Source organism: Peribacillus sp. Aquil_B1, assembly GCF_022603275.1.
In the GTDB taxonomy this organism is placed as follows: domain Bacteria; phylum Bacillota; class Bacilli; order Bacillales; family DSM-1321; genus Peribacillus.
The window spans coordinates 36,988-60,518 of sequence record NZ_JAKXEE010000005.1; the positions used below are offsets into that span (position 1 = coordinate 36,988).

Annotated in this window: 24 protein-coding genes; 7 read left to right on the forward strand and 17 right to left on the reverse strand. The window is 40.3% G+C overall.

The annotated features are described in order from the left end of the window. Positions 1 to 124: 124 nt before the first annotated feature. From MPH60_RS24005 to MPH60_RS24030, 6 genes are all read right to left on the reverse strand, one after another. Positions 125 to 310: a hypothetical protein gene (locus MPH60_RS24005; RefSeq protein WP_241593513.1), complete on the reverse strand. Its 186-nt coding sequence runs from the start codon at positions 308 to 310 to the stop codon at positions 125 to 127. Then, a complete protein-coding gene (locus MPH60_RS24010; protein ID WP_241593511.1) occupies positions 282 to 1,862 on the reverse strand; it encodes a fatty acid--CoA ligase in 1,581 nt (526 codons plus the stop codon). Before MPH60_RS24010 ends, MPH60_RS24005 begins: the two co-directional genes overlap by 29 nt. Before the next feature lie 132 nt (positions 1,863 to 1,994). Further along, positions 1,995 to 3,146: a thiolase family protein gene (locus MPH60_RS24015; protein WP_241593509.1), complete on the reverse strand. Its 1,152-nt coding sequence runs from the start codon at positions 3,144 to 3,146 to the stop codon at positions 1,995 to 1,997. Positions 3,147 to 3,179: 33 nt separating this feature from the next. Continuing rightward, positions 3,180 to 4,325 (reverse strand): acyl-CoA dehydrogenase family protein, encoded by a 1,146-nt coding sequence (locus MPH60_RS24020; RefSeq protein WP_241593507.1) that lies wholly within the window; start codon positions 4,323 to 4,325, stop codon positions 3,180 to 3,182. A gap of 79 nt (positions 4,326 to 4,404) precedes the next feature. Further along, positions 4,405 to 5,172 carry a 3-hydroxyacyl-CoA dehydrogenase gene (locus MPH60_RS24025; RefSeq protein ID WP_241593505.1) on the reverse strand — a complete coding sequence of 256 codons (768 nt, stop codon included), beginning with the start codon at positions 5,170 to 5,172 and terminating at the stop codon, positions 4,405 to 4,407. Positions 5,173 to 5,245: 73 nt separating this feature from the next. After that, positions 5,246 to 5,641 (reverse strand): MerR family transcriptional regulator, encoded by a 396-nt coding sequence (locus tag MPH60_RS24030; protein WP_241593503.1) that lies wholly within the window; start codon positions 5,639 to 5,641, stop codon positions 5,246 to 5,248. A gap of 164 nt (positions 5,642 to 5,805) precedes the next feature. On the opposite strand from MPH60_RS24030, the gene MPH60_RS24035 reads away from it, so the two are divergent. From MPH60_RS24035 to MPH60_RS24045, 3 genes are all read left to right on the forward strand, one after another. Further along, the gene (locus MPH60_RS24035) at positions 5,806 to 6,231 is read left to right on the forward strand and encodes a universal stress protein (protein WP_241593501.1); all 426 of its coding nucleotides are present in this window, start codon (positions 5,806 to 5,808) and stop codon (positions 6,229 to 6,231) included. Between the two features lie 158 nt (positions 6,232 to 6,389). After that, positions 6,390 to 7,274 (forward strand): cidABC operon transcriptional activator CidR, encoded by an 885-nt coding sequence (cidR, locus tag MPH60_RS24040; RefSeq protein WP_241593499.1) that lies wholly within the window; start codon positions 6,390 to 6,392, stop codon positions 7,272 to 7,274. A 158-nt stretch (positions 7,275 to 7,432) separates the two neighbouring features. Beyond that, positions 7,433 to 7,804 (forward strand): hypothetical protein, encoded by a 372-nt coding sequence (locus tag MPH60_RS24045; RefSeq protein ID WP_241593498.1) that lies wholly within the window; start codon positions 7,433 to 7,435, stop codon positions 7,802 to 7,804. Between the two features lie 63 nt (positions 7,805 to 7,867). On the opposite strand, the gene MPH60_RS24050 is transcribed toward MPH60_RS24045, so the two are convergent. From MPH60_RS24050 to MPH60_RS24070, 5 genes are all read right to left on the reverse strand, one after another. Then, positions 7,868 to 8,590 carry an amino acid ABC transporter ATP-binding protein gene (locus MPH60_RS24050; protein ID WP_241593495.1) on the reverse strand — a complete coding sequence of 241 codons (723 nt, stop codon included), beginning with the start codon at positions 8,588 to 8,590 and terminating at the stop codon, positions 7,868 to 7,870. Continuing rightward, the gene (locus tag MPH60_RS24055) at positions 8,587 to 9,243 is read right to left on the reverse strand and encodes an amino acid ABC transporter permease (protein WP_241593494.1); all 657 of its coding nucleotides are present in this window, start codon (positions 9,241 to 9,243) and stop codon (positions 8,587 to 8,589) included. Before MPH60_RS24055 ends, MPH60_RS24050 begins: the two co-directional genes overlap by 4 nt. 78 nt (positions 9,244 to 9,321) lie before the next feature. Beyond that, positions 9,322 to 10,143 carry a basic amino acid ABC transporter substrate-binding protein gene (locus tag MPH60_RS24060; protein ID WP_241593492.1) on the reverse strand — a complete coding sequence of 274 codons (822 nt, stop codon included), beginning with the start codon at positions 10,141 to 10,143 and terminating at the stop codon, positions 9,322 to 9,324. Positions 10,144 to 10,480: 337 nt separating this feature from the next. After that, positions 10,481 to 11,500, reverse strand: coding sequence for an AI-2E family transporter (locus MPH60_RS24065; protein WP_241593490.1), 1,020 nt, complete (start codon positions 11,498 to 11,500; stop codon positions 10,481 to 10,483). Positions 11,501 to 11,721: 221 nt separating this feature from the next. After that, positions 11,722 to 11,952, reverse strand: coding sequence for an excisionase family DNA-binding protein (locus MPH60_RS24070; RefSeq protein ID WP_048687214.1), 231 nt, complete (start codon positions 11,950 to 11,952; stop codon positions 11,722 to 11,724). A 249-nt stretch (positions 11,953 to 12,201) separates the two neighbouring features. Between MPH60_RS24070 and MPH60_RS24075 the strand changes: the two genes are divergently transcribed. The 4 genes from MPH60_RS24075 to MPH60_RS24090 all read left to right on the forward strand — a co-directional run bounded on the left by MPH60_RS24075 (position 12,202) and on the right by MPH60_RS24090 (position 14,294). After that, a complete protein-coding gene (locus tag MPH60_RS24075) occupies positions 12,202 to 13,128 on the forward strand; it encodes a hypothetical protein (protein WP_241593488.1) in 927 nt (308 codons plus the stop codon). Between the two features lie 315 nt (positions 13,129 to 13,443). Further along, complete coding sequence (locus MPH60_RS24080; RefSeq protein ID WP_241593487.1) at positions 13,444 to 13,668, forward strand: hypothetical protein; 225 nt, start codon at positions 13,444 to 13,446, stop codon at positions 13,666 to 13,668. A gap of 69 nt (positions 13,669 to 13,737) precedes the next feature. Then, positions 13,738 to 13,977 (forward strand): hypothetical protein, encoded by a 240-nt coding sequence (locus tag MPH60_RS24085; protein ID WP_241593485.1) that lies wholly within the window; start codon positions 13,738 to 13,740, stop codon positions 13,975 to 13,977. Positions 13,978 to 14,045: 68 nt separating this feature from the next. Further along, the gene (locus MPH60_RS24090) at positions 14,046 to 14,294 is read left to right on the forward strand and encodes a hypothetical protein (RefSeq protein WP_241593483.1); all 249 of its coding nucleotides are present in this window, start codon (positions 14,046 to 14,048) and stop codon (positions 14,292 to 14,294) included. A gap of 166 nt (positions 14,295 to 14,460) precedes the next feature. On the opposite strand, the gene MPH60_RS24095 is transcribed toward MPH60_RS24090, so the two are convergent. From MPH60_RS24095 to MPH60_RS24120, 6 genes are all read right to left on the reverse strand, one after another. Continuing rightward, positions 14,461 to 19,128 carry a hypothetical protein gene (locus tag MPH60_RS24095; RefSeq protein ID WP_241593482.1) on the reverse strand — a complete coding sequence of 1,556 codons (4,668 nt, stop codon included), beginning with the start codon at positions 19,126 to 19,128 and terminating at the stop codon, positions 14,461 to 14,463. Positions 19,129 to 19,293: 165 nt separating this feature from the next. Then, a complete protein-coding gene (locus tag MPH60_RS24100; RefSeq protein ID WP_241593481.1) occupies positions 19,294 to 20,490 on the reverse strand; it encodes an MFS transporter in 1,197 nt (398 codons plus the stop codon). Between the two features lie 345 nt (positions 20,491 to 20,835). Then, positions 20,836 to 21,579 carry a sensor domain-containing diguanylate cyclase gene (locus tag MPH60_RS24105; protein WP_241593480.1) on the reverse strand — a complete coding sequence of 248 codons (744 nt, stop codon included), beginning with the start codon at positions 21,577 to 21,579 and terminating at the stop codon, positions 20,836 to 20,838. 240 nt (positions 21,580 to 21,819) lie between these two features. Next, the gene (locus tag MPH60_RS24110) at positions 21,820 to 22,614 is read right to left on the reverse strand and encodes a DUF4097 family beta strand repeat-containing protein (RefSeq protein ID WP_241593479.1); all 795 of its coding nucleotides are present in this window, start codon (positions 22,612 to 22,614) and stop codon (positions 21,820 to 21,822) included. Then, entirely contained in the window at positions 22,607 to 23,161 is a 555-nt protein-coding gene (locus MPH60_RS24115; RefSeq protein WP_241593478.1) for a DUF1700 domain-containing protein, read from the reverse strand. Before MPH60_RS24115 ends, MPH60_RS24110 begins: the two co-directional genes overlap by 8 nt. After that, the gene (locus MPH60_RS24120; protein WP_095392907.1) at positions 23,158 to 23,478 is read right to left on the reverse strand and encodes a PadR family transcriptional regulator; all 321 of its coding nucleotides are present in this window, start codon (positions 23,476 to 23,478) and stop codon (positions 23,158 to 23,160) included. The genes MPH60_RS24115 and MPH60_RS24120 overlap by 4 nt, the downstream gene beginning before the upstream one ends. Positions 23,479 to 23,531 lie beyond the last annotated feature (53 nt).

Below are 23,531 nucleotides of genomic sequence, written 5' to 3' on the forward strand. Positions count from 1 at the left end.
ATAAAAAACAAGTACAATAAATCAGCTTATCAACATGAAAATAATGTTATTTCTGGATAACCCTGTGGATTATGTGGATAAAGGGGATTTTAAGCTAACCACTCAGCATTATTGTTGTGGATAACTATTCTCTCTCCTTGAATTGGTCCACAGGATTATTATTTATATAATAACTATCTGTTACGGTCTTTATTAAATGTCTACCCTCCAAGTATGATTGGAATCCAAATGACTTTTCCAACCCTAACTTGTCAGTAGCTTTATCGCTATTGACCCCGGCATTAAAGAAGGTTCCCCAAACTTTTTCCATCAGCATTTTCTTCCAACTGTTTACGAAGCATGAATTTTTGTATCTTCCCACTTGCGTTTCGAGGCAGCTCTTTACTGAAGATATATCTTCTTGGACGTTTATAGTTCGCCAGTGTTTCACTGTTCTTACACCAGGTTTCTAAGTCAGATTCCGCTAGCGTTGGGTCTTTGGCTACGATGAAAGCCGTTACCGTTTCCCCCCAATGTTCATCTGGCTGACCAAGGACTGCACAGTCGAGAACTCCTGGATGCTCATATAAGGTATCTTCCACTTCACGTGGATAAATATTTTCCCCTCCAGAAATGATCATGTCGTCCACCCGGTCCTTGACCCACAGATATCCATCCTCATCCAGGAAGCCGATGTCACCGGAATGGTACCAGCCTTTGTAAAGCGCCGTTTCGGTTTCTCTATCTTTTTGAAAGTAACCCTGCATAATACATGGACCCTTCACAAGAATCTCGCCTGTTTCCCCTGGTTCCAGCATATCCTCGGGATCCGATGGCCCTTCGTCATTCGGACGGGCGATTATGATTTCATGATCATAACATGCCTTGCCGGCAGAACCCGCTTTCCTAATTTGATCTTCCTCCAATAGGAGAGTGATGGCGGGACCCATTTCAGTCATTCCATAAGCTTGGATGAACTGGATGCCGAGTTTCTCCTGACAGGCCCTTACAAGCGAGGGGGCCATCGGGGCTGCTCCATAAAGCCCAAGCTTCAAACTCTGGAATTTATACTTCTCCAAGTTTTCCTGAATGAGCATGTTCCACATCGTAGGAGCAGCAAAAAACTTGGTGATCCCCTCGGATTCAATCAGTTCCATGACCTTTTTGGGATTAAATTGATGTAATATGACATTTGCGGCACCGACCTGTACGCGAGGTAAAAAGGAACAGTGCAATTCAGCACAATGGAACATCGGTGCAGTAATCAAACCGATATCAGAGCGTTCGTACTTCATTGCCTCTATTAAAATCTCTGCTTGTTTGACCATATCTTTATGAAGGTGAATCACCCCTTTGGGACGTCCGGTAGTCCCGCTCGTATACATGATGGCATAGATATCATCCTCGTGAACATCCACTTCTTCTGGCTTTGATGAGATACTGGCCATTTTCTGGCGGTAACCTTTGGCATATCCAGGCACATCATCATCAATATACCAGAAGGCCGTTTCCGAAAATCTTTTTTCAACCGCGGCAACGTTCGCTTCCAATTCGTGTTCGAATAAAACGACCTTTGGAGCAGCGTCGTTCAAGATGAAGGCCAATTCTTCCGGCATTAAACGGAAGTTGATTGGATTAAAGATTGCACCGATTTTTGCACAGGCAAAGAATGCTGTTGCAAGCTCTTCATTGTTGTAAAGGTACGTAGAGACCCTGTCCCCTTTTCGCACCCCTTCCGCTTGAAGGGCCGCCGCCAACCTATTCACCTGCTCATTCCATTGAATGTACGTATAGCGGATATTTCTTCTCACGTCGTAGATAGCTTCTTTAATGGGGAATTCCTGAACCGTCTGATCAAAGATATTTTTAATCGTTACTGACATATCATTTTCCTCCTCAAGTAGGCCCACCATCAACAGGAAGAGTTCAAGCAAAGCCTGCGATGGTCGGCTTCATCCCTTTTCAGCTTTTACTTTCGTGCGAATTACGAATATTCATACATGGAATGTCCAGATTCAGTCCAATCTTTCAATGATGGTCGCATTCGCCATCCCATGGCCTTCACACATCGTTTGCAGCCCATAACGGCCGCCCGTCCTTTCTAACTCATGGATCAATGACACCATCAATCTGGCCCCGCTGCCGCCAAGAGGATGACCCAAGGCAATCGCCCCGCCATTTGGATTCAGTTTCCTCGGGTCTGCCCCCGTTTCTTTTAGCCAGGCAATCGGTACAGGAGCGAAAGCCTCATTCACTTCAAAGATGTCGATATCATCAATTGTAAGACCTGCTTTTTCCAAAGCTTTTTGGGTGGCGGGAATCGGTCCCGTAAGCATCAGGGTGGGATCTGACCCGACAACAACCCGGGTATGCACTTTAAAGCGCGGTTTCAATCCAAGCTCTTTGGCTTTACTGCGTTCCATCAATAATAATGCGGCTGCACCGTCACTGATTTGACTTGAATTCCCCGCATGGATTAAACCGTCTTCTTGGAAAACCGGTTTCAATCCAGCAAGTACTTCAAGCGTAGTTCCACCCCTTGGGCCTTGATCTTCCGTAACTTCGATATGATTTCCTTCTTTATCAGTACCCGATACTGATATCATTTCACGGTTAAAATGTCCTTCTTTTTGAGCACGTATTGCCTTGGCATGGCTCTCCACGGAAAACTGATCACAATCTTCACGTGTTATGCCCCACTTATCGGCAATTCTCTCAGCTGATAATCCTTGGTTGATCACCTCATAAAGGTCCATATACTTTTGGCTTGTTACAGCACCTTGATAATTAGACCCCATGGGAACTCGTGACATGTTTTCCACTCCACCTGCCACTACCACATCCATATCACCCGACAAGATGGCCTGTGAAGCGAAGTGGACTGCCTGCTGACTTGATCCGCATTGACGGTCAATCGTCGTTCCCGGCACTTCAATCGGAAATCCAGCAATCAGTGCAGCAACCCTAGCTATATCACCGGCCTGTTCGCCCGACTGTGAAACACAGCCTAAAATGACATCATCGACAATAGCCGGATCGATGCCCGCCTTTTCAATCAGCTTCTTCAATACTTCCCCTGCCAGATCATCAGGGCGGACGTCTTTCAAGACACCGTTCCTTCTGCCTACTGGCGTGCGAATCCCTTCAACGATAACCACTTCCCGCATATACTCTCTTCCCTTCTCAACCTTTTTATTAAATTAAAGACCCATATTCTTAGCGATGATCTTCTTCATGATTTCATTTGTCCCGGCATAGATGCTCGCTACCGGAACATCCCGATATCTTCTGGCAATCTTGTATTCTTCCATATATCCATAGCCGCCATGGAGCTGCATGCATTCAATGGATATTTTTCTGGCAGTCTCCGTCAAACGCCATTTTGCCATCGAAACTTCCGTTACAACCTGTTCACCAGCCATATGTTTGGCGATCAATTGATCTAGGAAGGCACGCCCCATTTTGATTTCCGTTGCCATTTCCGCGATTTTGAATTGAGTATTTTGGAACTGACTTACGGATTTTCCGAACGCTTCCCTGCCCTTCACATACTCAATCGTATCGGCCAGCATATCTTCAGATGCTGTTTGAGCACAAATTGCCACCACAAGTCGTTCCTGCTGCAGTTTTTCCATTAGGTAATTAAACCCTTTGCCTTCTTCACCAAGCAGGTTTTCCTTTGGAACACGGCAATCCTCGAAGATGAGCTCCGCTGTATCCTGACTGTGCAAACCAAGCTTCTTCAGTTTTCGCCCCCTGGAAAACCCGGGTGTATCCCTTTCGACCACGACTAAGCTAACTCCTTTATGTTTCGGAACTGCATTTGGATCCGTTTTACAGGCAACGATGACCAAATCGGAATGTATGCCATTCGTGATGAATGTCTTTTGGCCATTTACTATGTAATGATCTCCATCCAAAATGGCAGTCGTTTTAATATTGGCCAAATCCGAACCTGTACCAGGCTCTGTCATGGCAATGGCTGTAATGATTTCCCCCGTCGTGCATTTGGGAAGCCAACGCTGTTTCTGCGACTCATTTCCGTAGGCTGAAATATACGGAACAGTGATGTCACTGTGAAGTCCGAAACCAATGAACCCAGAACCGACTCTTTCCAATTCCTCATTAATTATGACGGCAAATCCCCAATCTCCCCCGGAACCCCCATAATCTTCTTCAAGATCCGGACATAAAAAACCCTGTTCCCCCATTTTCACCCAAAAAGACCGGGGTATGATCCTCTCTTCTTCCCATCGTTCATAGTGGGGAACTGCTTCTTTTTCTAAAAACTTTCGGAATGACCTACGGAAAATCTCATGATCTTCACTTAGGTATGGATGTTTCATCTGTTTTATCTCCTTTCCAATTCTTTGTCGGGGGCTCTTTTACTGGATTAGAATGGATTGCCCTGAAGAAATTAACAACTTACCTGGGTGACATTCTAATGGCCCCATCCAGTCTGATGGTTTCCCCATTCAGCATTGGATTCGTTATGATGCTTTCCGTTAGTTTAGCGTACTCTTCTGGATATCCGAGCCTTGATGGGAATGGTACGGTTTTCCCTAATGACGTCCTAGCTTCATCAGGTAACGAATCGAACATCGGAGTATGGAATAGACCCGGTGCGATTGATACGACACGTATCCCTTTGCTGGCTAACTCTCTTGCGATTGGCAAAGTCATACCAACAATCCCTCCCTTGGAGGCACTATATGCGGCTTGTCCGATTTGCCCTTCAAATGCAGCGACCGAAGCTGTATTGATAATGACCCCACGCTCCCCCTCTTGGTTCGGTTCATTTTCGACCATCTTTTCCGCTGCAAGCCGGATTACGTTAAACGTACCGACCAAATTGATTTGAATGACTTTTGAGAACGCTTTCAATTCATGTGTACCTTTTCTGCCTATGACCTTCTCTGCAATTGCAATGCCTGCACAGTTGATGACCGCATTGATGCTCCCGAATTTTTTCATCCCTTCATCCATTGCCATCGATACGCTTTCTTCACTTGTTACATCTGTTTTAATAAACAGAACTGAATCTCCAAATTCCTGAGCCATTTTAGCGCCTTTTTCCTCAGAGAGGTCAAATATGACCGCTTTTCCGCCTTTTTTAATGATGTTTCTTACTGTTGCGGCTCCAAGACCTGAAGCTCCTCCTGTCACAACTGCAATCGTTTCTTGAATTTCCAAATCCTCACCCCATTTGTTTCTAGAATATATATTCATCCTTCACTATCATCAAAACCTATTTTCAAGATTAATTTCACCGCTTGCCTGTTTTATCGTTCACTTTCAAGTCATGAAGGGTTTCGGTAAAACCTTTAATTACCTGTTCAAAATCCTGCTTCAACCCATCCAGCTCTTTAATGCGTTCATTTATTTCGTTTAGCTTCTGTCCTGCTGTTTCAATCGTTTTTTCCAATTGCTTTATACCTGTCCTATCCTTATCGAATAAAAGGACGATATCCTTTATTTCCACTAACGAAAATCCATACTTCTTACCGCGCATTATGATTTTGAGCTGTGCATATTCCTTCTTTCCATAAACCCTTTTTCCCGTTTCGGTACGCTTTGGTCTAAGCATACCCAGTTCTTCATAATATCGGAGGGTCCTTGTCGTCAATCCGAATTCTTTTGCTAAATCAGAAATGGTGTACATGTTAAAACCACACTTTGCAAAGGGATTATTTACCTTCATTTTAACATTGACGTTAACGTAAACTTCAATAATTATTCACAAAATTTATAATATATGAAACTGTATGAAAGATTTTAATTGATATACTAAGGGTATATTCTTTTAAAGAAGGGAATGATCGCTCAATGCTATGTTCAAAAATATTAGTTGCTTATGATGAATCTGAATTGGCACTAAAATCTTTAGAAAAAGCGATTGAATTAGCGAAGCTGGATCCCGCTATCGAAATCCAGGTGCTTCACGCTGTTACGCTGCCAATCAAGCCAAATATATATGGCAATGCCTTTCAGGAAATTGAAGAATCCATGCTCAAGTATGGCAAGGAAGTGATTAAAAAGGCGGAAGCGCTTTTATCCGAAATCCCGAATGCATCCCAAACATTTGTGGTAGAGGGTTCAGCCATCACTACGTTATTGGAACATGCAAAATCCCAGAATTGTGACCTTATCATCATGGGCAGCCGCGGATTAAGTGGTTTCAAGGAATTCCTAGGCAGCGTGAGCCACTATATCGTTCAACATTCCCCAGTGCCCGTCTTGTTGATCAAATAAACTTACGGGTTACTAGCCAGCCCTTTTATAAGCTGGGTCCCCCTTAGGGATCCAGCTTATTTATGCATGCATGAAACTGCAAACTTATCATGTTTTACAAACACTTCCGTTTACGGGTAAAATGAAACTAATTTTAAACGAGGATAACAGGTGACGCAATGGATATTAAACATCTGCAATACTTTATAGAGGTTACCAATTTCAATAGCTTCACTCGGGCTGCCGATCATTTATTCATTACCCAGCCGACCATCAGCAAGATGATTAAAAACCTGGAAACCGAGCTAGGCGTTGAGCTTTTTGATCGTTCACGCAAGCAACTGATCTTGACCGATGCAGGCAGGGTCGTCTTAGAGCAGGCAAAATTGATTGATAAGGCCTTTCACAATTTAGAAACGGAAATGGACAATTTATTAGGTTTGAAAAAGGGACATATACGCATCGGGCTTCCGCCAATAATAGACGCTTCTTTCTTCCCCCGGATACTTAGCCGTTTTCACGAGGATTATCCTAATATTACCTTTCAATTAGTAGAGGATGGTTCAAAGAAAATAGAAGAATCCGTTCAAAATGACTTAATTGATATAGGCGTAATAGTCCTGCCAACCAACACCGCAATTTTTCATCATTTTGCTTTTTTGGAAGAAGACATCAACTTGATAGTTCATCCCTCCCATCCGCATGCTTGTGTGGAAGAAATTGATTTGGCCGACCTGGAAAACGAATCTTTCATCTTATTCAATAAAGATTACGTCCTTCGAGATCTCATCATTTCATCCTGTAATGAAGCCGGTTTTTCTCCACATATCGTCACGGAAAGCTCACGCTGGGATTTTATTGAGGAAATGGTTTACTGTAAACTTGGCGTTGCTCTATTACCTGAAAGTTTATGCCGTCATGATGAGCGCGTTAAGACAATCAAGGTTAAAAATCCCTCCATTAGTTGGAATTTAGGATTTATTTGGAGTAAGGAGCATTACCTTTCATACGCTGCAAAAGAATGGCTGAAATATACGAGGGAAGCGTTATCACATAAGCAGTGAATTATTTAGCATGATTGATGTAAGCACTATCATAGATTTAGGTTATGCACATGATAACATCTAACCATTTTACAATGGATTAGGACGGGGTTAGACTAGTATAAGGAAAAAGCACGGTAAATGCTGATGGATCCATATATTCTAAAAAGGAGATATTCATGATCACTTTATCTAGTGTCGATGAGTTACAGGCAACAGAGGCAGCGCTGGAGAAAATTAAATATTCATACCCCGAACTATTTGATAAACTGCTCCATGTAGTTGCTTTAACACGCGCTCTTCAATTTAAATATCAATTTATGGGCACATTACTCATGGATGAAAACCCTAACGAATATACCCCTGAATTCGTTATGCCCTCCGTTATCGGATTATATATAGAGGAAGTTCAAAAGTTAAAGGATGATCCGAATATCCAGGCATTACTTCAGACCATCTCCCAAAATAAAAATATTGGATATGCCAAAATCAGTATGCTTGTGCTCGGTAAAAGCCCTCAATCGCTTTTAGGCGCTTCATGCATCAAATGAAGTCCCCTGATATACTCCGAAAAAAAACCTCCCTTTATGGAAGGTTTTTTTCTTTAGGTGTAATTAAAGCACTTTACTCAAAAAGGCTTTCGTTCTTTCCTGCTGGGGGTTATTGAAAATCTCACTAGGAATATTTTCTTCAATAATATAACCTTCGTCCATGAAAATCACGCGATCTCCAACCTCTTTTGCAAACCCCATCTCATGGGTCACAACTACCATGGTCATGCCTTCCTTAGCCAGCTGCTTCATGACCTCAAGGACTTCGCCGACCATTTCCGGATCTAGAGCGGAAGTCGGCTCGTCGAATAGCATGATTTTCGGTTCCATCGCCAACGCCCTGGCAATTGCGACGCGCTGCTTTTGTCCACCTGATAATGAATCCGGATAAGCGTTCGCTTTCTCGGCAAGTCCGACTTTCTTAAGCAGTTCCATCCCTCTTTGGGAAGCATGTTCTTTGGATATTTTGCGGACCTTTATAGGCGCAAGCATTATATTCTCAAGAACAGTCTTATGTGGAAATAAGTTAAAATGCTGAAATACCATGCCAACTTCCGTCCGGACTTTATTGATATTGACCTTCTTGTCTGTCGTATCAAGTCCTTCAATGAAAATATGGCCTCCCGTTATCGTTTCAAGTTGATTGATACACCTCAGGAAAGTGGACTTTCCCGATCCAGAAGGACCAATTACCACGACTACTTCGCGAGGGGAAACGATTGCATTGATATTTTTCAATACATCATTTTGGCCAAATGACTTCTTAAGATTCTCCACCTTTATCATTCTGTTTTCAACCTTCTTTCGAGTCTATTTAATACAAAACTTAAAATGAGGGTAAGGAATAGATAGATGAAGGCACACGCCAAGTACGGCTCCCACACTTTAAAGTACTGACTCCCCATCGCTTTCCCCCAATACATCAATTCCGGGGCAGCAATGACACAAAGCAGGGATGAATCCTTCAATAATACGATGAATTCATTTCCTAATGGAGGAATCATTCGTTTAAAAGCTTGGGGCAATATAACATGTATCATTGTTTGGATATGGGTCATTCCCAATGAACGCGCCCCTTCCATTTGCCCTTTATCGATGGATTGAATGCCCGCCCGAAAAATTTCGGCAATATATGCGGCTGCATTTAAAGATAAAGCAATGACACCGGCAGTTACTGCATTTGTTTCCCCGGTAAAAAAGGGCACAATTCCAAAATGGATTAAAAAGATTTGAACTAAAAGCGGTGTTCCGCGAAAAACCGTGACATAACAGTAAAATGGAAAGGCAAGCACTTTGTTTCTCATGAGTTTCCCTAAACCGATCAATAACCCCAAAAAAGTACCGATGAGGATGGAGGAAACCGACAGCCCTATTGTAAGCAACGTTCCTTTTAATAAGAAAGGAGCATATTCAAAAATAATATCCCAGCGAAAACTCATTTTGTTTCCCTCCTAAGACCAAAAAAACTGCGTAACTTCACACGTAAAGTTACGCAATCTTTTACTATCCATTTGTTTTTATTGTTGTGCTTTCAGAGTTTCAATATCTGGATCAGTACCAAACCACTCTTTATAGATTTCTGCATATTTCCCATTTTCATAAATGGCATTCACGGCTTTATCGAACTCCGATTTCAATTCACTGCCTTTTGGGAACATAAGACCATAAAACTCCTCATTGAAGCTTTTGCTATCTTCAACGACTTTCAGTTTTTGATCGGGGTTATTTTTCACATATTCTTCAACAACCGTATTATCAGCTACGACAGCCGCAGCCCCGCCTTTTAGTAATTCCTGAATGGCCAGGTTATTGTTTTCGAATTTTTTGATATCCTTGTGATTCTTTCCAAGGAGTTTCTCTACCGCTTCCTGGCCAGTAGTACCAGTCTGAACGGCAATGACGTTTCCTTTCAATTCATCTCCTGATTTTATATCACTTTTCTCAGGGACGAGAATCTTATTTGTGGATAAGAAATACGGAACAGAGAAGTCATAAGATTGTTTTCTTTCGTCATTCACTGTAATCGCAGATATGGCGACATCCGCTCTCTTACCTTCGATTTCAACAAAAATCGGATCCCAGCCAACACTTTCCACTTTAACTTCATAACCCGCTTCTTTTGCAACGGCATTGATGAAATCAACATCGAACCCTACAATCTTATCTCCTTCAAGATATTCAAATGGTGCATAGTTGGCGTCCGTCACGACTCTGAGTGTTTTCCCATTGGACTCTTCCTCTTTACCAGTTGTCGAGACTTCCTTATCTTTCCCGCATCCTGTCAAGACTAGTAACAAAGAAGCCACCATGGCAAACACTAAAAAAGAAACCTTTTTCAAAATAATCCCCTCTTCTCTCTCGTAAACTCTCTTTTTTTAAAAAAACAGATAAATCTAACTTTAGAGAACTTTCAGTATATTCTTGTAAGAATATTATACGTTTATTTGTTTTTTTATGCAATAAAAAGTCGATAAATAACTTTAGTAAAATAAAATTTTAATCAATTAACTCGGTAAATCAAAAACGCAACTATGCTCTAATAGGGAAAGTTGCACCCTTTCCCCATTTACTCGAATTGACGGATATTATATTGAAAACAGTTAGCGCCCCCTTTCAAAAGGTTTAATTGAAAAAAATAAGCAGCGGCCATATTAGTGGCCGCTGCTCAAATGATTATTATGGGACTTCCATATTCCCCTCTTCAATATCCAACATATCCAACAGGAAGATGAAGATCGGTATTCCGATGATCAATCCCCATATTCCAAGGAAATGCTCGGAAAACAATAGGATGATGAAAGTGAAAAATGTTGGAAGATTTGTTTTTGCCGACATGAATTTCGGATTTAAAATATAGCTTTCAATTGCATGGATCACAACAATCATGATTAATACAGCAATCACTTTGGGCATGCCACCGATACTATAGGCAATCATGCTAAGCGGGATGAGGGAGATGATGACCCCTGCAACCGGAATCAAACCAAGGAAGAAAATCATGATTCCTAGACCGAGCAACTGAGGGAAGCCAAGGATCCATAAGAAAGTTACAGATAGGACGGCATTCGTGATGGCTATCAAGAACTGGACCTCAATCACCTTTCCGAATGAATTGATGAACTTGACGCCAAAGTGGCTTAAGTTTATAAAGAAAGATTTAAATTTGGCCCGCTTGAATTTAGAAGTGAAGCGAATGATTTTATCTTTTTCCAATAAGAAAAATAGACTAAGCAACATGGAAATGAAAATTTGAAATGCCAGTTTACCGAAATCGGATATATAAAGATAGAGTGTATTCATCTGTGTTTGAAGATCGAGCGGAGATTTCAGCTCGTTCATTATATTAATGGCATATTGAATGACCCTGCTATCTGGTGGATGTTGAAAGAAGAAAACAATTTGTGTCACTAATTCCGTGAATTGCAGCGTAATGACCGGTAGATATTTATAAAGAACGATAGCTAAACAAGAAATGACGACTGCATATAAAAAGCTTATAACAACCTTGGAATTGATATGCATCACTTTATTCAGCCGAATCATGATAATTTGCTCCAGCCTTCCCATCAGGAAAGTGAAAACAAATGTGAATAATACGATATTAACCATACTACCGATGCTAATTAAAAAGAGGACTAACACAATTAATGTAATTAACCTTGAAAAACCTTCGCTTTGCAAATACTCTTTTACCACTTACCTATCTCCTAACTACCGTTCTGCCGTGATAATTCCTTCTACCTTTCATTTTACACGTAATTGAGGAATTCTACTACAATTACCTTCCATTGACAACAAAATTATTTGAATGATCAGTAAAACCCAGGATGGAGACGCAGTTAAGACCTTTTCCGAAAATTGATCTTTAATTTCACAGCCAGTTCTGCATGAAAAAACATCTGCCAAATCGGCAGATGCTAATCTTCATCCTTCACATCGATATCTTCGGGGATGGGTTCGTTATAATAATCCGCTAAGTCCTTTTTATATTTCTCCATCTGTTCAAGATGCATATTAAACTGATCTTTAAAAATCAAATGCTGCTCACCATCATGAACGGTGCGAATTTTATTTTGAACGATCAAACTTTCTATATAAGATTCCGGCATCGAAAGATATTCCGCAGTCTCTTTTACTGTCAAGTACATGCCTTCACCCCTTTTCCTCTCTAACTATACTAGATATGAAGCATTATTTGAAGCACTTGATTTTTAACTGAAGACCCCTTAAATGCGAAGGAAGGACGATACACGATTCAGGGGATTGTCCTGCAACCTCACCAGCTTTATCAATTTCCACCAATGGAACATTTTAGATAAAAAACTTACAATGAATTCCAATAACATGTAAGATAATGTTAATGCAATATATCCATAGATTAAGAGGAGTGGACAAAAATGACCTTCTTTTATGTCATTCTTGCGGCTATTTTTGCTGTTTTCCTGGTCAATTTCGTTAAAGGGCTAAGTGAACCTGCAAAATTAGAACGCTATCAAAATGAATTCCGCAAATACCATGGTGAAACTTTAGATCTGCATGCAACGGAAATCGTTTCAGAAGCATTGATAGAAAAGCTTAATACAGCACTGGATTTCAATTATATGGAAAGGGTCAATACTGAATTCCGACTGAATCATCCACGGTACTCACAGTTAAAGGTCAATCAGGCTTGGCGTGAATTGAAACGCTACTTGATCATGGCTGCTGTGTTTGGAAAAGTTGAAATGTTTAATTCAGTTATCGATGAGTTATGGCATAACATGCTGAACTATAGACAGGAATATGATGAGTTTTGCCAGGCTTTCATCGGTAGGACCATTCAACACCATCCTCATTCAGAACCTGTTTTCAAACCCGATGAGCGCACTCTTTTTGACTTTTACTATGTACAGCTTTTTACGTTGGATTCCCATTCGATTCAAAAATGGGGAAAATTTTTCAAACATGATAAAGGGCTAACGCTTCTCCGCGATTTTGAAACGTTGGAGCTGGAGCAGTTAAAAGAGAAATATATGCGGAAACCGACAAGTATGCACGCGGAACGGACCTTTGAATCTTTCACTTCCCGATTTAAAGAAAATCGCCCCATGACAAAATTGAATTGGCGGAAAACGTACGACCAGACGGACTACGCAGCTCCTGCCTATTTCACTTATGCAAGCACCGATGATTTTGACAGCGAATTTAAAGATATATTCGGGAATGAATCGAACACAGTTTCCTCCGGATCCGGCCATGCCGATCATAGTGGCCATAACGGCTCCCATGACAGCAGTACTGATTCCTCTTCAAGCTGTTCTTCATGCAGCTCTTGCTCGTCTTGAGCTTTTCGGTTGGAAAACATTTGAATAAACGCAAAAAAACCACTCAGTATCCTTTCAGAGTGGTTTTTTGTGATTTTGATGATGTCCTCATAATGGATTTCTACTAATTCTTCACAAACTTAATCCCAGATGTTTTGAAAGACTTCAAAACCAACTCCATGAAAAGTAAGAGTAATTCTACTATGAGTTTGGTTTTTTCAGAAGATAATTCAAAATTGAAAAGATTATAACCAAAAGTGGAACAATGTCCTCTATTAAATTTTTATAGAATTTAATTTATAGCTTTTAGATTATTAATTAAAAGGAGAAGAAAAAATGAAAAAACATTTTTTGGCAATTTTGGTAACGACTTTGATGTTTTCCACTATTGCTCCAACATTTAGTTTTGCTGTTGGGAATAAGACAACAGTCAATATTGAAGAAGATGTAAATATAACTGATGAATATTCAACTAATACAGCAGATTCAATGTATAACAATTCATATGAATTTGCTACAGAAGAAACATCCTCAGGAGTGGTAGGAATTCAACCTGCCTGATTTAAAGGATGGGCAATACAGATTGGGATTGATGCACTTAAAGTAGCAGTAAAACAAGGTGGAAGTATCTTGTCTTATGCTCTAAAGCTTTTAGATAAAGATGCTGCTAAATATGTGAAAAGTAATTCATCTAAAATGACAAAAGCATTAGATAAACTTGATAATTGGATTGATGAAGCTGAGGGTGTTACTCAATCAACAATTAAATCACGCTTAAATACTTATTTAAAGAATGCTGGGGTACCTTCTAAATATTCTTTTCAAATTGCCGATTCTTTTGCTCGGGCAATCACTTGGTTTATAATGTGATTACTATATTTTGTATAAAATTTCAAAAATTATATTTACTTTATCTTTTGTAAGGAGTTACTACTGATATGGATGATAATGAGATACGAAAATTCAGGCCAGTTTTTGTATATGCAAATTTGGAAAGCAAAAAAAAATTAGTGCAAGGTTTAACTGAAGATCGAGTGAAATTAATTCAAGAATTAGAAAAATACAGAAATGTTCTTTCTCCATTTTTAATTAATATTTTGCAAACTAATATAGATCAGTGGGAAATAGAAATTCATGATTGGCATGAGGAAATAAAAAAAATAGAAGCAGAGAAAGAGAGCTTTTAAGTGCTCTCGGTTTGCAGACAAAAGGGGTTCGGAATTTATAAATTCCAAGCCCCTTTGAAATTTTGATCCAAGGTTAAGAAATTGGCTCTCTTCTTCAAATTAAAGGTAAGCATCGCCTTCATCGGAAATTTCTTAAGTCGTCTGATGCATTCCATTTCCTTCTTCATTAATTCCACCGCTTGAACCAATTCTTGATCCTTTGTTTATTTTTCTCAAGCACCTCCTTCGATGTCCTGTTGTCTTTTTGCTTTTTCCATTCAAAGAAAGATGCAATTCCGATAAGCAGCCCTCCGCCGATGATTAAATACAGCCACCATGGCATCTCGCCCCACATCGAATTGGTATTCATATAGACATTGAATAAAATGGTCCCAGTTCCAGCGATGAAATAGGATTTGTATTTCATGATGAATCCAAAGAGCATTGCAGCCAATGACACCGTGCCGATAATGAGGGCATCATATAAGGTGTTTCCCGCCATTGCATCAATGATCAAGGCTGAAAATAAGAGGAAAACAATACCACTTTCGATATATTGTGTGATTTTGCCTTTAACAAAGATTTTCCTCAGCAGAGTGGTGCTGACAATGAACAGCGGCAGAATATTCACCTCCTCCTCAAGTATAGGAGGGATCGTGAGCTGATCGACAATGACCCAATACGGATATAGGCTGAACAAAATCGCTGCTGCCAACTGAGATTTCCTTTCCAACATGTTTGTCGTCGTGCTTCTCATCAAAATGAAATAGGCCGGAATCAGAAGTGCCGCAAAGATTTCCAAAATGAAATGTGCCGGTCCCCCCGTCAAAACTTCCATGTTCATGGCAAGAAGAAACAGCAGACCATAGACTCTGTAAAAATCCATTTGAAGTCCTGCCCCGCCTTTATCAAGCAAACCTTTAAAGTATTTCCTGCTTAGCAGTACCATTATGGCAGTACATCCAAAAAGGACTGCTGTTCCAACGAAAGGCTGTAAAGTGTCCGCGTACATGATGATGGTCCAATACGGATACAAACTGAGAACTCCCGTCAGCCAAACGTAGATGCCCTTTTCTTTTACATCCTTTGTGAAACTTCCAATCAAGATGAAGTAAACCGTGATCAAGAGCGATACAAAAACTTCGAGTAACTGGGTCAATGTTTCAGTTATTGGAAATCCCCTATTCATGGCCAGTAAAAACAGCAGGCTATATATCCTGTATGCATCGATGGTAATTCCTGTTTCTTCCTTTTTGATTAAACCATCGAAATAACGCCGGCTTAAAAGCAGCAATCCTGACATACAGACGAAAAGGAACAACAATCCCATTACAACCGATAAGCTGTCGGCATACCCGACGATGATTACGAAGGGATACAGACTGACCAATGCAGCAATATTGGAATAGATTTTCCTTTCTAGCTTTTCCGCTGTCAAGCTTCTCAGGAAAATGAAATAAGCGGTTAACAGCAGCGATACAAAGACTTGGAGTAACTGATGCTTAGTATCATTAAAAACCTCTGCATTCATATCGATCAAAAAGAATAAACCATAAATCCTGAAAGGATCAAAGCTGGTGATACCTGATTCATTTTTCTTGAGTAATCCGCTGGAATACAGCCTGCTTAACAACAACATTCCTGCCATACAGCCAAAAAGAACTGCCAAACTCGTTACGATTGGGAGTGTATGGGCATAGTCCAAGATATTGATGAACGGGAAAAGGCCGATAATGGCTGCTAGCCCTGAGTAAATGCTTTTTTCTTTCTTATAGATCGTGAATCTTTCCATTAGGATGAAATAGCCCGGCAACAGCAGGGAAACAAAAATTCCCAAAATTGCAGAATCTGTATCGCTCATAAACACTTCCAGATTCAGAGTACACAGATATAACAAGCCAAAAATCCGATAATAATCAATGACTCTCTTCGATCCCTCTTGGTTGAGCAATCCTTTGAAAAGTCGTCTGCTAGCCATGACCATCACAGCCATACATACAAGCAATACGATAATCGCCATAACCAGTGGTAATGTATTTACATACATATTATAGAAGATGTACGCCAGGCCAAGAGGAACCACAACATAGTTCCGCCAATTCCTTTGCATGAGCAGATACCAGGCAAACAAGAGCTGTACAGTCATCACCCCTACCCAGACCAGCTCCCGGTTAAGTGGAAAGTCCCGGATTGCCGTTTCCAAAATGGATAGGCTTATCCCTAAATGAATGAATGGAATTAGGTAATACTCCATGATGCCTTTCCAATTCTTATTGGATAACGCCCACAGAATGGTTATGAGTCCTGTTGTAATCATCATGCATATTGATGTAATGAATACCATTTGCTCCATGTTTACCACAAATAAATGGACCTGTAGGAAAAGGACCGAAAACCCTAGGTACGTAAAAACACATTTTTCCCATTTCACATGCGCCCTTAAAGCACTTAAAATATAAATCAACAGTTGTGCAACATATAGTAACGGTGAACTTTCCGTATACATAATGACCAAATATCCAACAGGAATCGCCAGTAAATTGGCAAGTTGACTTGCGTAAAAGAAATACCGTTTCCCATTTTTCGAATATTTACCAAGCCATTCTCCTAATAGGAAAAAGATAATGGGGCCGAGCAACACGAACGCAATTTTCAACACCATTGAACCAAAATCAAAAACATCGTAGAGTGAAGCATATAAGTTGGCACTTGTAATCACGACAGGCACCCAGAATATGTGCTTCCGATGGATGTGGACGGACCAGCCGTTTATTGCAGTAGCGACGGCAATCACTCCGCTTGCCTCCATAGGATTCAGTGAATCGAATGGAATCGATATCAAGGAAAGGAAGGAAAGAATCTGTCCGCTATATGCAAAAACCGGAAAGAATTTATGGTATCCTTTTTTAAATGTGTAAGCAGCACCGATGGAAATCAGTGAAACACCCATTAAATAGACGCTGAGCGGGATATATGACTGAACCCATTCTAAACTCTCCATCAAATATGGATACAAAGCAACCAAAGCCAGTACGAAAGTGATTGGAAATCCGTATAAGGCATTTTCCTTCATATGCTTTGATTCGTCTTTTATATATGTGATGAAGAAAAGCCCAGAGACCATGGCGAGCGCCGCACTAACTGCAATCCAATCCATTTCGCTGAATTTAATGGTCAGTATCACTAACATGATCAATGGGGAGATAAGTAAGGTACTTTTCTTAAACAGGCTATACCTTGGGTGACGATTATATAAATATACTCCAAGATATTGAATGACCTGAATAACAAAAATCTGATTTAAGATGGTAGAAAAAGAGACTGGCAATGCAAAGAAAAGATATAGTAACGCTAAGTCGAATATAACAACAGCCGGGTACGTGAGGCTTGAATTTCTTGATTGAAGGGAAACATAGGCAAGCTGCGCGGATACTAACATGAGCGCGACGAATATTTGCGCATAGTTCTCCTGGTACACCATCGCGTTACTATATAAGAAAACGATTCCGCTCCCAATCAAACTGGTGAACATGAAGTTCTTGGAAAGCTTAGTTCTTTTGAATTTAGCTAGATATTTCGATAGCATAGTAAAAATGAGTGGTACAAGTGCAAATGCAATGATCATGTACTCACTTAAAAATGAGTTATAAACAAGATGGATATATCCATACGTGAAAACGGCGCTAAAAGCCATTTCATAATATTTTTTTTGGAATTTGACCGAAAAAATTAAAAACAAAACAGAAAAGACCATCAACGTTAACGAATACACAAAGTTGCTTGAAAATAACGTCAGGATTACAAAGGCCTCCACGATAATCTTAAACTGGATAAATTGAAAAATGAATGGTTTAAATAACGTTAATGCTTTTTGATTTTTCAATTGCTCAATATTCCATAATAGCATTAAATTAAGAACGCCAATCGCCAAAAACATCCATTCGATAGTCGGCGTCACAAAAGCCAATCCGAAATAGCAGGTAATGCCAAACGTGAATATTGAAATGAAAATGAATATTTTCGACTTGAAGTAGTCAGCAATCTTACAATAAATGGCTAAACAGAGTAATCCCCCAAGAAACCCCAGAAGCCCCCGCCCACCACCATTAAGTGAAAGGTACTCCCCAAAAATCCGATAATATGAAGCTGATAAAATCGTAATCGGAACGAATAAACCGGCTAGCGTCAGGAATGCAAAAGAGGTTTGTTTAATTTTCAGCTTCGAAGCGATGAAGGCCATCCCTGCAAAAATGACGGATATCATTCCAATGAAGAGAACTTTCAGGCCCGCATTCAGATCCCCCCATGAAGTGGTTGCTAAAATCAACCCGCCAAACAGAAGCAATATGACCCCAGTGAGCAGGATGACAGAAATATTCCGTTCCCTGATTTGCTCAGGTGTTTTCTTCAGCTTTTCCGGTTTTACCGGTTTCTCCCGTTTGATGGCCTGCTGTTGAATAACCGGTTTCCTATCAGTAATTTCCTTGACAGGTTCAAGGCTTTCCTCGAAACCGGATTCAATAGGAGCATACCCGGCCTTCTCATCTTTCATTATCGATTCGTTCAATCCACCGGATTCCCGTAATTCAAATGAAGACTCTTCAATCAGGCTATCAACCCTCTTATCGGCACTTTCACCGATTATCGTTTCAGTTCCATGGGTGGATTTCTTTTTTTCTTGCTCTAAACGCTTTTGTTTATGGAGGGCTAATTGGAAATGCCGATTGTATGCCCTGCTAATCCGGATATATTCTGATTTAGGGATGAGCCGCCTTTCCCATAAAACATCCAGCTCTTCTTGGAAAATACGCTTCCTTCTATCTAATGTCATTTCTTCGTTTGAAGAATCATTCATTCCAAGCTTCCCCTTCCTTCAAATAGACCTTCTATCATCTTATGTATATTCTCTTTTCGATAATAACAAAGTTTTTCCATTTTTAAAATATTTAGGATAATGCACCAGGAATGTTCCTACTGACACAAAAAAAAGAATGACCTCCATTGAAGCCATTCAACGTCCCTATATTGATTTTACTTTATCCTCGGTCCTGATAATGCATAAATAAACGATCATGGAAATGAAAATCGAGGCGGCTGCCGTAATATAGATGGTCCTATAGCCGAAGAGGAAGCCTATCTGCCCGAACACGATGGCACCTATGCCCACCCCAAGATCGAAAAATGAAAAGTATGTGGCATTCGCCATCGCCTTCCGATTAGGTGCCGTCTTTTCAATCGACCATGCCTGCAGCGCCGGCTGGACAGAACCGAATCCAAATCCATAAAGCACTGCCGCAATGTAAAGGACCGCTTCACTCGGCATCCATGCAAGCAGGAGCATCCCAGCCATGATGAGTACTGTTGAAGGCACGAATATGGCTCGATGTCCCCTTCTGTCATATAATCGACCCGCGAATAATCTCGTGACCATGAGGGCCATTGCATATACTAAAAAGTACCACTGAATTCCATCTACCCCTTTTTCCGCTGTATACAGGGGAAGGAAGGTTGCAATTCCACCGAATGTAACGGAAATGAAGAAAATGAGCAATGATGGCTGAAGGGCACTCTTTTCATATATATCAAACCTTTTTGCTCTGACAGCCGCGGAAGGATCACTATCCACTTTTTGATACCGAATAAGTGATGCTGTAACGATGGCAAACAATCCTAATAATGAACAGATCAAAAACAACTCTTGAAACGGAAGGACCGTAACCAGAAAAAGACCTAATGATGGCCCGAATGCCAATGCTAAGTTACCCGATAATCCATAATACCCCATCCCCTCACCACGCCGTTTCGCAGGGATTATATCGGAAGCGATCGTTCCTGAAGCCGTTGAAGAAAATCCCCAGCCGACACCCTGTACAATCCGCATCATGAATAATAAGCCGATGCTCCCCATAAAACCGAAGGATCCCACTGACAATGCAAAAATGACTAAACCGGCAAGAAAAACCATGCGCCTTCCCTTCGTCTCCAATAATCTGCCTGCAATTGGCCGAACGAGCAAGGCCGAAAAAGTGAAGATTCCAAGGACAGCCCCCACCAGTCGATCGTCACCGCCAAGCTGTTCCACAAACAGCGGGAGGGTCGGCATCGTCATTTGAAACCCCATGAAGATGCACATATTTGCCAAACAGATCATGATGAAATCACGTGTCCAGATCTTATCAGTCCCTCTTACCCGTTCATCCACTAAGGTTTCCCTCATATCCCTTCACCTTCTAATTAAAATAGTCATTGCCAGTTTACTAAAATTGGTTAAAATAAGCGAGCAATTTATTTCGTGTACCTAAATATATATATATAAATAAAAGCCCAGTATGACACTGGTCTTTCATCTACCCGCCCGAACGAGTTTCTGTTCTTTTCTTCGCCGTTTATCTTGAAACATTTTTTGATCCGCTTCCATGAATAAACTATCCATATTCCCTTTGGAATGCGAACGGTATGCATGCCCAAATGACATGCTGATGTGAGGGCCTTTTTTTAGGGAGTTTTGCAAAAGGAGTTCTTCCTTTAATAATTCACAAAGAGATTCTACTTCTCGCTTGCTTCAATCAATCAGCAGAATGGCAAACTCATCTCCTCCCACTCTCGCTAAAACAGCGATGTCCGAGAAAATCCGTTTCAATAGATTTGCCGCTTCTTTAATCAATTCATCCCCTTTATTATGGCCATACGTATCATTCATATATTTCAGCTCATCTAAATCACATATAATCATAGCAACCGGAGTATCAAAATCCAGATTGGATTTGGCAAATATATTATCAAAAAACTGTCGATTATGGATATTCGTTAATGGGTCATGGGACATTTGATACTCAATATCCTGTATGAATCTCACTCTTTCATCGATATTGCGAATGATTCCTTGAACGGCTACCAATTGCTCTTTTTCATATATAGGTGTAGCATATTCCTCGAACCACAAGAAATCCCCCTCGATATTTCTCCAGCGTTGAATGACCGGCTTAGTATAATCAATCCCAACGTATATTTTTTCATTCAGGATTTCAAAGTCATCAGGATGAATCCTTTCGAAAGGGGAGGAAGGGTCATTGTATGCTTCTTCCAAGACGCCATGACCTAAAAGAGTATTGATGGATGGACTTAGATACCTGAACTTGGAACTTGGGTTTATTTCGTAGCAGTAAATAATATCCTTAGAACTTTCCACTATATTAAAAACCCTTTTTTGCACTTCGAATCCTTTCTTCTGATAGTCCTTTTCCCTTTTCTTGCGAGTGAAGATCGTACGTTTAAATATATCAAATGACAATTTATTGAATTTCATTCCACAGCCCCCATACTTTGAAGTCATTTTCATTAAAATCTTTTCCTTAGATTTGATGGCGGACTTACACACGTTACTTTTAACTTAATTATCCTTGATATATTATAATTCCAAAATATCTAAAAGGAAAAACTTTAAATGTTTTTCCTTATCTCCTTAAGTAAAGAGTACAGCTTCTAGCTATGGCGCATAATTGAAAAAAGCCGACTCCAATTGAATCGGCTTTTTCATGCTTCACGACTATTTCGTTATCTCGATTTTCCCATTATTCGTTTCCAATTTCACTAGGTTTTCACCTTTGCCAATGACAGTATCTCCCTCATACTTACCAAGGATATCCACTCTCCCATTGTCAACATGAACATCGAAAGTTGTATTTGTTGGTTCATTCTCCGTTTTGATCATGATTTTACCATTATTACTTTCGAAATCAATCTCCCTATCCAAGTCTTTCGTGACCAATGTGATTTTACCGTTATTCGATGACCCAACCAGTTTTCCCTCCACATTATTAAGCTCTACTTTTCCATTAGCGGATTTCACTTCAACTTTTTCGGTCATTATATCATTTAATTCTACCCGGCCATTTTGAGATTTCACATTTAGATCATCACTTTTCAATCCTGATAGTTGCAATTTCCCATTATCGGATTCGACGACAAAGGATTTATAAGATTCATCAGGCACATACACCTTTAAATGTAAGGATTGAATATGAAAGCCAAAGCTAAAGGTACGTCGATCTTTTAATTGTACCGAAAGCTTCTTCCCTTCCACATCTGCGGTGAAATCCAACTTGGAAACATCCATCCCTTTTGAAACCAACTCTATCCTTGTCTCCTTATCCTTGGTTGGAACGATCTCTACAGCTGCATTGTCCGTGTCGATCCGAATGTCCGTTACGATTTCCGAAATCGTTTTTTTCTCAGTAGTCGTTTCCTTATTCGTCACTTGGGAAAACGTAAACAGACTTCCTATTACTCCGATCAATAACAATACAAGTGCTATGATCGATAATTTTTTTACATTAATCATTTTTCAAACCGCCTTTCACAAGAGAAGCGTTAAATTTTAAATAGCGAATGAATCCTTTAGTTAAAGCACTCGTAGCGACAAACATTCCCATGGCAATGAAAATGCCAATCCCGCATAGTCCCAATGCGAAGAATAGATCGAATAATTGAAAGTTACCTATCGCAAGGTTAAAAAGAACGCCAAACGGAGCTAGAATGAACGCTATCGCCGAAGCCCATCCTGCAATGACAACTCCGATCAATGCTATAAATGGTCCCAAAACGATCACTAAATTAAAGAATCCCAAACCAATGACTGCCCAAACTGCCCGCATTACATTACTTGCAGAAGTCGTTTGTTCGACCTGACCAAGATGATAGGATGCCATCAGTTCCTTGGAAATCTGTTTAGGATTCCCAAGCGATTTGGAGATTTCCTGCTCTGACTTTCCTTCTTCCATTCCGATTTCGAAGTACTCTTCGTAATCTTGAAGGATATCTTCCCGTTCCTCTAAGGAAAGTCTGGTTAAAGAAGCATTCAATTGTTTTAAAAATTGTTCTTTATTCATTGGTTCACACCTTCCTTGATTAATTGATTGACCCCATTGGAAAATTCATTCCATTCCGTCAACAGCTCTTGAAGGTACCTCCGGCCTTTTTCGGTTAATGTATAATATTTGCGTGGAGGCCCTTCTGTTGATTCCTGCAAATATGTCGTAAAATACTCTTCCTTCGTCAATCGTCGTAAAAGCGGATATACCGAACCTTCAGAAATTTCAATTTGATCCGAAATCTTCTGTACAAGTTCATACCCATAGCGATCCTGCTTATCCAATAAGACCAGGACACATAGTTCCAGGACACCTTTCTTAAATTGCACATTCATAACACCATCACTCCTTCCAATAGTCTTTTAGTATAGTTCAATAAACAGTACTG

Excerpts from the sequence above, each read along its gene's own strand:
- MPH60_RS24070 (WP_048687214.1), bottom strand. The coding sequence starts at position 11,952 with ATGTACTTGACAGTAAAAGAGACTGCGGAATATCTTTCGATGCCGGAA.
- MPH60_RS24115 (WP_241593478.1), bottom strand. The coding sequence starts at position 23,161 with ATGAATAAAGAACAATTTTTAAAACAATTGAATGCTTCTTTAACCAGA.
- MPH60_RS24005 (WP_241593513.1), bottom strand. The coding sequence starts at position 310 with ATGGAAAAAGTTTGGGGAACCTTCTTTAATGCCGGGGTCAATAGCGAT.
- MPH60_RS24030 (WP_241593503.1), bottom strand. The coding sequence starts at position 5,641 with ATGTACACCATTTCTGATTTAGCAAAAGAATTCGGATTGACGACAAGG.
- MPH60_RS24105 (WP_241593480.1), bottom strand. The coding sequence starts at position 21,579 with ATGAAATTCAATAAATTGTCATTTGATATATTTAAACGTACGATCTTC.
- MPH60_RS24100 (WP_241593481.1), bottom strand. The coding sequence starts at position 20,490 with ATGAGGGAAACCTTAGTGGATGAACGGGTAAGAGGGACTGATAAGATC.
- MPH60_RS24095 (WP_241593482.1), bottom strand. The coding sequence starts at position 19,128 with ATGAATGATTCTTCAAACGAAGAAATGACATTAGATAGAAGGAAGCGT.
- MPH60_RS24090 (WP_241593483.1), top strand. The coding sequence starts at position 14,046 with ATGGATGATAATGAGATACGAAAATTCAGGCCAGTTTTTGTATATGCA.
- MPH60_RS24110 (WP_241593479.1), bottom strand. The coding sequence starts at position 22,614 with ATGATTAATGTAAAAAAATTATCGATCATAGCACTTGTATTGTTATTG.
- MPH60_RS24080 (WP_241593487.1), top strand. The coding sequence starts at position 13,444 with ATGAAAAAACATTTTTTGGCAATTTTGGTAACGACTTTGATGTTTTCC.
- cidR (WP_241593499.1), top strand. The coding sequence starts at position 6,390 with ATGGATATTAAACATCTGCAATACTTTATAGAGGTTACCAATTTCAAT.
- MPH60_RS24075 (WP_241593488.1), top strand. The coding sequence starts at position 12,202 with ATGACCTTCTTTTATGTCATTCTTGCGGCTATTTTTGCTGTTTTCCTG.
- MPH60_RS24010 (WP_241593511.1), bottom strand. The coding sequence starts at position 1,862 with ATGTCAGTAACGATTAAAAATATCTTTGATCAGACGGTTCAGGAATTC.
- MPH60_RS24055 (WP_241593494.1), bottom strand. The coding sequence starts at position 9,243 with ATGAGTTTTCGCTGGGATATTATTTTTGAATATGCTCCTTTCTTATTA.
- MPH60_RS24035 (WP_241593501.1), top strand. The coding sequence starts at position 5,806 with ATGCTATGTTCAAAAATATTAGTTGCTTATGATGAATCTGAATTGGCA.
- MPH60_RS24045 (WP_241593498.1), top strand. The coding sequence starts at position 7,433 with ATGATCACTTTATCTAGTGTCGATGAGTTACAGGCAACAGAGGCAGCG.
- MPH60_RS24120 (WP_095392907.1), bottom strand. The coding sequence starts at position 23,478 with ATGAATGTGCAATTTAAGAAAGGTGTCCTGGAACTATGTGTCCTGGTC.
- MPH60_RS24015 (WP_241593509.1), bottom strand. The coding sequence starts at position 3,146 with ATGCGGGAAGTGGTTATCGTTGAAGGGATTCGCACGCCAGTAGGCAGA.
- MPH60_RS24050 (WP_241593495.1), bottom strand. The coding sequence starts at position 8,590 with ATGATAAAGGTGGAGAATCTTAAGAAGTCATTTGGCCAAAATGATGTA.
- MPH60_RS24020 (WP_241593507.1), bottom strand. The coding sequence starts at position 4,325 with ATGAAACATCCATACCTAAGTGAAGATCATGAGATTTTCCGTAGGTCA.